Origin of the sequence: Vibrio jasicida CAIM 1864 = LMG 25398 (assembly GCF_000400365.1) — a bacterium.
In the GTDB taxonomy this organism is placed as follows: Bacteria; Pseudomonadota; Gammaproteobacteria; order Enterobacterales; family Vibrionaceae; genus Vibrio; species Vibrio jasicida.
This window is the reverse complement of the sequence record NZ_BAOG01000114.1, coordinates 1-293: the sequence shown is the minus strand read 5'-3', so window position 1 is coordinate 293 and position 293 is coordinate 1. Positions and strand designations below refer to the sequence as shown.

General features: G+C 44.0%; 1 protein-coding gene. It reads right to left on the bottom strand.

Annotation, left to right across the window (positions count from 1 at the left end):
- A partial coding sequence (locus VJL_RS23790; RefSeq protein ID WP_038881784.1) for a LysE family translocator occupies positions 1–293 on the bottom strand: 293 nt, incomplete at both ends.

Genomic DNA, 293 nt, shown 5'->3' with positions numbered 1-293 from the left:
ATTAAGATCGCCTTTGGATTACCAGCGGCTAGCAAAAATTCTTGTTTAGCTAAACCTAATCGGTTGCGAGTGTTTTCTAGTTCAGAAACAGGACTTGCTTCCGAACGCCAAAGATTAAAGGCAATCCACAACAAGTAAGCCGCGCCCACAATTTTAATCGTTAGAAATAGAGTCTCAGAAGCATAGAGCACGACTGCTAAGCCAGAAGCAGCCAAGGCAATCATTACAGCGAATGCAGCAATACGACCAAGCCCAGCAATAAAAGCGGACTTGAAACCGTAACAACGAGCATT